1 protein-coding gene and 1 pseudogene are annotated in these 9,303 nt (G+C 74.0%); one reads left to right on the forward strand and one right to left on the reverse strand.

Annotated features, from left to right (window positions below; genetic code table 11):
- Positions 1-27 precede the first annotated feature (27 nt).
- A pseudogene (locus ACFZBU_RS47720) lies at positions 28-5,409 on the forward strand (type I polyketide synthase); the annotation flags it as partial.
- 95 nt (positions 5,410-5,504) lie between these two features.
- Here ACFZBU_RS47720 and ACFZBU_RS47725 read toward each other — a convergent pair.
- Positions 5,505-9,303 (reverse strand): thioester reductase domain-containing protein (locus ACFZBU_RS47725; RefSeq protein ID WP_391590112.1); only part of this gene is annotated, 3,799 nt, incomplete at its 5' end.

Here is a 9,303-nt window from a genome sequence, read left to right on the forward strand (position 1 = left end):
GAAGAGAAGCTGGTCGAATACCTCAAGCGGGTCACGGCCGAGTTGCAGCAGACCAGACAACGGCTGCGGGAGACCGAGCAGGCGAGTCGGGAACCGGTCGCCATCATCGGCATGGCCTGCCGGTTCCCCGGCGACGTCGGCTCGCCCGAGGACCTGTGGCGCCTGCTGGACGCCGGCGGCGACGCGATCGGCGAATTCCCCGTCGACCGCGGCTGGGACGCGGAGTCGCTGTACGACCCGGACCCGGACACACCCGGCCGCACCTACACCCGGCACGGCGGGTTCCTGCGCGGGGCAACGGAGTTCGACCCCGAGTTCTTCGGGATCTCGCCGCGCGAGGCGGTCGCGATGGACCCGCAGCAGCGGCTGCTCCTGGAGACCTCCTGGGAGGCGCTGGAGCGGGCCGAGATCCGCCCCGCCGCGCTGCGCGGCGCCCGGGTCGGGGTGTTCGCGGGGGCGATGGCACCGGACTACGGGCCCAGGTTGCACCAGGCGGTCGGCGGCGCGGAGGCGCACCTGCTCACCGGCACCGCGAACAGCGCCGCCTCCGGGCGGATCGCGTACACCCTCGGGTTCGAGGGGCCCGCCGTCACCGTCGACACGGCCTGCTCGTCCTCGCTGGTCGCGCTGCACCTGGCGGTCCAGTCGCTGCGCCGCGGGGAGTGCACGCTGGCGCTGGCCGGCGGCGCCACGGTGATGTCCACCCCGGGCATGCTCGTCGCGTTCAGCCGCCAGCGCGGGCTGGCTCCGGACGGGCGCTGCAAGTCCTTCGCCGACGCGGCCGACGGTACCGGCTGGGCCGAGGGCGTCGGCATGCTCCTGGTGGAGCGGCTCTCGGACGCCCTGCGGCTCGGGCATCCGGTGCTGGCCGTGGTGCGGGGCAGCGCGGTCAACCAGGACGGCGCGTCGAACGGGCTGACCGCGCCGAACGGGCCGTCCCAGCAGCGGGTGATCCGGCAGGCGCTCCAGGACGCCGACCTGGCCGGCTCGGACGTGGACGCGGTCGAGGCGCACGGCACCGGCACCGGACTCGGCGACCCGATCGAGGCGCAGGCCGTGCTGGACACCTACGGCCCGGACCGCGACCGTCCGCTGTGGCTCGGGTCGTTGAAGTCCAACATCGGGCACACCCAGGCCGCCGCCGGGGTCGGCGGCGTGATCAAGATGGTGCTCGCGCTGCGTCACGGCGTACTGCCGAAGACCCTGCACGTGGACACCCCCTCGTCGCATGTGGACTGGTCCGCGGCCGACGTGCGGTTGCTGACCGAGCGGCGCGAATGGCCGCTGACGGGCGCGCCGCGGCGGGCCGCGGTGTCGTCGTTCGGGATCAGCGGCACGAACGCGCACGTGATCCTGGAGCAGGCGCCGGCGGGCGAGGCGGCCGAACCGAAGGAGCGGATCCCGCTGCCGCCGGTGCCGTTGCTGCTCTCCGGCCGGACCCCCGAAGCGTTGGCCGCCCAGGCCGAGGTGTTGTCGGCCACCGTGGACGCGCCGGAGGGGCCGGATCTGCTCGACGTCGGGTTCTCGCTGGCGACCACCCGCACGGCCTTCGAACACCGGGCCGCGGTGCCGGCGGGGGACCGGGACGGGCTGCTCGCCGGCCTGCGGGCGCTCGCCGCGGGCGACACGGCTTCCGGGGTGGTGCGGGGTGTCGCGCATCCCGGCCGCACCGCGTTCGTGTTCGCCGGGCAGGGCACCCAGCGGATCGGCATGGGTCGCGAACTGTACGCGGAATTCCCGGCGTTCGCCGCGGCGCTGGACGAGGTCTGCGCCGGGTTCGACGGACTGCTGGACCGGCCGCTGCGGGACGTGCTGATCGCCGAGGCGGATCCGGAGGCGGAACTGCTGCACCGGACCGGGTGGGCGCAGCCCGCGCTGTTCGCGGTCGAGGTCGCCCTGACCCGGCTGCTCGGCTCGTGGGGCGTGCGGCCGGAGGTGCTGGCCGGGCATTCGATCGGCGAGTTGTCGGCGGCGTTCGTGGCCGGCCTGTGGACGCTCGAGGACGCCTGCCGCGTGGTGGCGGCGCGCGGTCGGCTGATGGAGCGGTTGCCCGAAGGCGGCGCGATGGTGTCGATCCGGGCCGGCGAGGCCGAAGTGGTCCCGATCGCGGCGGGTGCCGAGGTCGGCATCGCCGCCGTGAACGGTCCGGAGGCGGTGGTCGTGTCGGGCGAGGAGGGCGCGGTGCTGCGGGTCGCCGAGCACTTCGCGACCCTGGGCCGACGCACGAAGCGGCTGCGAGTGAGCCACGCGTTCCACTCGCCCCTGATGGACCCGATGCTGGAGCCCTACCGCGAGGTGCTCGCCGCCGTGGCGTTCCACGAGCCGGTGTTGCCGATCGTGTCGACGGTCACCGGCGGGGCGCTGACGGCGGAGTCGGTGTGCTCACCGCAGTACTGGGTGCGCCAGGTCCGCGAGCCGGTGCGGTTCGCCGCCGCGGTGCAACGCCTCCGCAAGGACGGGGTGACCCGGTTCGTCGGCATCGGCCCGGACGCCGCGGTGACCGCGATGGCCGAGGGCTGCTTCCCGGAAGGGGACTCGGTATCGGTCGCGGTGCCCGTGCTGCGGGCCGACCGCCCGGAACCGGTCACCGCACTGGCCGCGTTGGCCGCGGCGCACGTGCACGGCATCGAGGTGGACTGGCACGCGGTGTTCGCCGGGACGGGGGCGCGCACCGTGCCGGTGCCGACCTACCCGTTCCGGCGCGACCGCTACTGGATGGACGTGCCGACGCAGGCGGGCGACCTGCGGGCGGCGGGCCTGGTCGCCGGGGAACACCCCCTGCTCGGTGCGGTGTTGGCGCTGCCGGAGTCCGGCGGGACGGTACTGACCGGCCGACTGTCCCCGCAGAGCCTGCCGTGGCTGACCGACCACGCGATCCTGGGCCGGGTGGTGGTACCGGGTGCGGCGTTCGTGGAGATGGTGCTGCGGGCCGGCCGCGAGGTGGGCTGCGAACTGCTCGACGAACTCACCGTGCACACGCCGCTGGTGCTGGCGGAGCGGGCCGGGGCGATGATCCAGGTCGTGGTCGAGGAGGCCGACGCGTCGGGACACCGGGCGGTGTCGGTACACGCCCGCCCGGAGGACGGCGACTGGGTCCGGCACGCCGACGGTTCGTTGTCCGACTGGGCCCCGCCGGCCGGATTCGAGGCCGGCGTATGGCCCCCGGAGGGGGCGCGGGAGGTAGCGATCGGCGACGTGTACGCCGACCTCGCCGCACGCGGGTACGACTACGGCCCGGCGTTCCGGGGGTTGTCGGCGTTGTGGCGGCGCGGGGACGAGGTGTTCGCCGAGGTCGCCCTGCCGCCGGAGGCCGCGGGCGAGGCGGATCGGTACGGCCTGCACCCGGCGCTGCTGGACGCGGCGCTGCACGCGGTGTGGTTCGGGTCCTTCCTCGACGGCATGGACGGTGCCGTCCTGCCGTTCGCCTGGTCGGGCATGTCCCTGTCGGCGGTCGGGGCATCCGCGCTGCGGGTGCGGATGTCGGCCGCCGGCGCGGACGTGGTGTCGATCCGGCTCGCGGATGCGACCGGTGCGCCGGTGGCGTCGGTCGACGGCCTGCGGTTCCGGCAGATGCCGACGAGCGGACCGGGCACGCCCGCGGATTCGATGTTCCGGGTGGACTGGTCGGCCGCGCCCGCCGAGTCGGCGGAGTCGGTTCCGTGGACGCTCGTGGACACGCTCGCGGAGGTGCCCGCCGACCCGGGAGTGGTGTTCCTGCGCTGCCCGACCGGCCCGGATGCCCGGCAGGTCACCGGTGCGATGCTCGCGCTCGTGCAGGAGTGGCTCGCCGACGAGCGGTTCGCCGCCGGCACGCTCGTGCCGGTGACCGAGGGTGCGGTCGGGGTCGAGCCGAAGGAGCCGGTCGACGGGCTCGCCCAGGCCGGGGTGTGGGGCCTCGTGCGGTCGGCACAGACCGAGAACCCGGGCCGGTTCGCGCTGGTGGACGTGGACGCCGAGCCGGTGCCGTGGGACGCGGTGGCGGCGCTGGTCGCACAGGAGCCGCAGTTGGCGATCCGGTCCGGCCGGGCCCTGGTGCCCAGGCTGGTCCGGGCCGAGGTGGGCAGCGGCGCCGCGCCGGCGGCGGCGTTCGGTGCCGGCACCGTGCTCGTCACCGGTGGGACCGGCACCCTCGGCGGGGTCGTGGCACGGCACCTGGTGAACGCGCACGGGGTGCGGCGGTTGTTGCTGGTCAGCCGCACCGGCGCGGGTTCCCCGCGGGGCGCGGAACTGGCGGCCGAGTTGACCGCACTGGGCGCCGAGGTCGAACTGGCCGGCTGCGACACGGCGGACCGCGCCGCGTTGTCCCGGCTGCTCGCCGCGATCCCGGCCGAGGCCCCGCTGACCGCGGTCGTGCACGCGGCCGGTGCGCTCGACGACGGGGTGCTGACCGAGCTGACCCCGCAGCGGCTCGACGTGACGCTGAGCCCCAAGATGGTCGCCGCATGGAACCTGCACGAGCTGACCCGCGACCTGGACCTGTCGGCGTTCGTGTTGTTCTCCTCGATGTCCGGCCTGATCGGCCCGGCGGGTCAGGCGAACTATGCGGCGGGCAACGCCTATCTGGACGCACTCGCGCACTACCGGCGGGCCCGGGGGCTGCCCGGGGTGTCGCTCGCGTGGGGCATGTGGGCCGAGCGCAGCACGATGACCGAGGACCTGTCCGAGGTGGACCTGGCCCGGCTGGCCCGACTCGGGGTGACCCTGTACTCGTCGGAGCAGGGCGTTGCGCTGCTGGACGCCGCGCTCGGCCTCGACGCGGCGCTGCTGGTTCCGGTGGCACTGGACCTGACCATGGTGCGCGCCCAGGCGGAGGTACCGCCGATCCTGCGGCGACTCGCGGGCCGGGGGGTCGTGCCGCGCTCGTCGCGGTCGTCGCGCCCGGCGGCGGCGGCCGGCTCGGGCGCCCTGCTGGACCGGTTGGCCGGTCTGGCGGAGGAGGACCGGTACGAGATCCTGCTCGACCTGGTGTGCACCCGGATGGCCGACGTGCTGCAGTATGCGCCGGGACGGTCGATCGATCCCGACCGTGCGTTCTCCGACCTGGGGGTCGACTCGGTGTCCGCGGTGGAGTTCCGCAACCGGCTCGGCGCGGAGACCGGCCTGAGGCTCGCGCAGACGCTGGTGTTCGACCACCCGACGGCAGCCGCCGTGGCCCGTGAGTTGATCCGTCTGGCGGCGGCCCGCACCTCGGCGCCGACGGGTTCGCTGCTGAGCGAGCTGGACCGGGTCGACTCGGCGCTGACCATGGCGTCGGTGACCGGCCCGGACGGGGACCGGATCGCCGATCGTCTGGAGGGCCTGCTGGTGCGGCTGCGTGCGTTCCGGGACTCCGCCGACCCGTCCGAGGACAGGCTCGACGTCACCGCCGCGACGGACGAGGAACTCTTCCAGTTCCTGGACGGCAAATAGAGCGGGGATCCACCGGCGAACTCGCGGGCGTGTCCCCGATCCCCGTCGGGGGATCGGGGACACGCCCGTGGTCGTACCGACTACCGCGCGGGCACCTACCCGAGCTTCGCCGGTGCCGGGAAGTAGCCGGCGGCGGCGAAGAACTCCGTGTACCTGCCGAACAGTTCGGCGTCGATCTCCGGGCACGCGATGCCCGTGCCGGCGAGTGCGGCCTCCGTCGCGGCGACGTCCATCCGCATGTACAGGGCCTCGCCCGCGGTCATGTAGCTCCGGAAGATGTCGATCGTCGGGAAGAGTGCGTTGTCCCGATCGGCGCGGACGGTGGCGACGAACTCGTCCCAGGGCACCTCGTCCAGGACGTAGCCGGACTCGCGCAGCCGCTTGACCATGTCGGCATAGCCGACCGCCACGGGATTGAACAGGTGGAAGGTCCGGCCGTGCGTGGTGCGGGACAGCGCCAAAACGGCCGCACTGACGTAGTCCACCGGCACCATCGGGAACAGCGCGTTCGCGCCGATCGGCATGGCCCGTGCCTGGAGGCTGCCCTTCAGGCTCAGCCAGACGAAGTCGCGGGTCTGGCACGCGCCGTTGGTCTGTGCGCCGGAGATGACGTCGGCGCGGTAGATCGACACGGGCAGGCCGCGTTCCCGGGCCAGTTCGATGATCTTCTCGGCGACGTACTTGCTCTGCCGGTACCCGTTGGTCAACTCCTGCGGCGGCCCGGTGGGATCCTCCGGAGTCAGGCCGGCTCCGTCCGGTGCCGGCCCGGCGAAGACGCCGGTGCTCGACACGTAGTGCAGCGGAACCGTCCGGTGCAGCGCGGCGAGCCGGAGCGCCTCCTCGGTACCGGTCACGTTGGCCGCCTTCAGCGACGTGTACGGGTGCAGCCAGTTGACCGTCGCGCCGGCGTGGTAGACCACGTCGACTTCGCGGGCGAACCGGTCGAACCGCTCGGCGTCGAGGCCGAAGCGCGGTTCGGCGAGGTCGCCGGTGACGACCGACAGCCGGTCGGCGTCGATCTCGTCCCAGATGCCGTACCAGGTGAGATTGGCCCGCAGCCGGTCGAGCGCGGCCCGCTCGTCGGCGCCGCGGACCAGGCAGTGCACGGTGGCCCCGGTCGCGCGCATGAGGTCCCTGAGCAGGAACGCGCCGACGAACCCGGTCGCTCCGGTGAGGAAGACCTGCTCGGGATCGGCGACCACGGTGGTGACGTCCGCGGCCGGGACCACATCCTCGGCGAGCCGCACCTCGGCCGCGAAGTCCACGGTGGACCGCGTATCGCCCTCGGTTCGGCCGGACAGCTCCACGCGCAGGTAATCGATCAGCGCCGCCGGGGTGTTGTGGTCGAACAGCAGGGTCGGCGGCAGGCGCAGACCCGTCTCGCCCTCCAGCCGGTTGCGCAGCTCGACCGCGGTCAGCGAGTCGAACCCCAGCTCGGTGAAGACGGTCGTGGCGGTGATGTGGTCGGTCCTGCCGTGGCCGAGCACCGCCGCCACGGCGGTGCGCACCAGGTCGAGCAGGAGTTCCCGGCGGCCGGACTCGTCGAGCGGGGCGAGCCGCTCCGCGAGCAGTCCGGTGTGCTCCGCCGCCGCGGTGATCACCCGCCGGCCCGGCCGGCGGACCAGACCGCGCAACACCGGCAGGACCGGCCCGGGTTGCCGCTCGATCAGGGCGACGTCGAGGTGCATCGGCACCGTCGTCGGGTGGGCGGCGGTGATCGCCGCGTCGAACAACTCGGGACCCTCGGCCGGTGCGATCGGTCGCAGACCCGCCTGCGTCGCCCGGCTCCGATCCACCTCGGACAGCCGGGATGCCATGCCGTGCTCCTGCGCCCACGCCGCCCACGCGAGGGAGTGGGCGGGCCGCCCGTTCGCCCTGCGGTGCTGGGCGAGTGCGTCGAGGAACTGGTTGGCGGCCGAGTAGTTCGCCTGTCCCGGCGAGCCGACGACACCGGCGACCGAGGAGAACAGCACGAACATCGCGAGCGGTCGGTCGCGGGTGAGTTCGTGCAGGTGCCATGCGGCGTCGACCTTGGGGCGGAGCACGGTGGTGATCCGGTCGGGGGTGAGTGCGGTGATGATGCCGTCGTCGATGACGCCGGCGGTGTGCACGATGCCGGTGAGCGGGTGCTCCGCCGGGATCGCGTCGAGCAGCCGGGCCACCGCGGCCCGGTCGGTGACGTCGGTGGCGACGACGGTCACCTGCGCGCCGAGCGCGGTGAGTTCCTCGACCAGTGCGTGCGCCCCGGGGGCGTCCGGGCCTCGTCGGCTCGTGAGCACCAGGTTCCGGACGCCGTATTCGGTGACCAGGTGCCGGGCGAACAAGGCACCCAGCGCACCGGTTCCGCCGGTCACCAGGACGGTGCCGGCCGGCGCCGGCTCCGGCCGGGCCGTCGCGGTCGCGCGCACCCTGGCCAGCCGGGGGGTGCTGGCCCGTCCGGCGCGGATGGCCACCTGGTCGTGGCCGGACGCGATCGCGGTGGGAAGTTGCTCGGCGCTCGCCGGACTGCCGTCCAGGTCGATCAGCGTGATGCGGCCCGGATTCTCGACCTGGGCCGACCTGACCAGACCCCACACCGGGGCGGTCCCGAGTTCGACGTCCGCACCGTCGTCGGTGACGACGGCGTTGCGCGTGACCAGCACGAGCCGGGAGGTCCCGAACGCCAGCCCGTCCTGCACCAGTTCCAGCGCCCGTACGGTGGCCCGGTGCGCCGCGGCCACCGGGTCGTCTCCGGCCGGTTCGTCGATCACGGCGACCAGGACGTCCCCGGCGGCGTCCGCGACGCTGTCCACGCGGCGCGCGAGGCCGGCCGGCGGGGTGTTCCCGAGTACGGCCCAGCCGGTCGTCGTGAGGTCCTCCGGGTCGGGCAGGACGACCGGCGACCAGAGCACGTGGAACAGCGAGTCGCCGCTCGCGCCGTCGACCCGACCGGCGTCGGCCGCGGGACGACGCCGCAGCGAGCGGACCTCGGCGACCGGTTCGCCGGTCTCGTCGGCCAGCCACAACCGGAACGCGTCCCGCCCCCTGGGCCTGATCCGGACCCGCAGCGCACGCGGACCGGCGGCATACAGGTCGAACCCGTGCCAGGACAGGTCGGCGGTGTCCGGCCCGGCGGCGAGCAACGGGTGCAGCGCGGCGTCGAGCAGCGCGGGATGAATCCCGAACGTGTCCGGGTCCGTGTCGTCGGGAAGGCGCACCTCCGCGAACAGTTCCTCGTCCCGCTGCCACAACGCGCGCAGGCCCCGGAACGCCGGCCCGTGGGTATATCCCTTGTCGTCGAGCCGTCGGTGCAGGTCGCCGAGTTCGACCGGGTCGGCGCCGGGCGGTGGCCAGGCGTCCAGGGAGATCATCGGTGCCGGCGCCGGCTCGGTGAGCAGGCCGGTGGCGTGCACCTGCCACGGCACGACCGGGTCGTCCCGGTCCGGCCGCGAGCCGATGGTGATCCGCCGGAACCCGTCCTCGTCGGCCGCGCCCATGGTCACCCGCACCCGGACACCACCGCCGTCCGGAATGGTCAGCGGGGTGTCGATGGTCAGGTCGGCGACACCGGAACAGCCGACCTCGTCGCCGGCCCGGACCGCCAACTCGGCCATGGCGGCCGAGGGCAACATCGCGATGCCGCCGATGCGGTGGTCGGCGAGCCAGGGATGGGTGTGCAGCGAGAGCCGGCCGGTGAACACCGCGCCGTCGTCGTCGGCGAGTTCGACGACCGCCGTCAGCAGCGGGTGTCCCGGTGAGGTCAGGCCGAGCCCGTCGGCCTTCCGCCCACCCGGTGACGTGCCGTCCAACCAGTAGCTCTGGTGTTGGAAGGGGTAGGTGGGCAGGTCGGTCAGGGTGGCGGCGGTGCCGGTGAACAGCCGGGACCAGTCGACGGTGTGGCCGTCGGTGTGCAGG

Origin of the sequence: Embleya sp. NPDC008237 (assembly GCF_042956465.1) — a bacterium.
Taxonomy (GTDB): domain Bacteria; phylum Actinomycetota; class Actinomycetes; order Streptomycetales; family Streptomycetaceae; genus Embleya.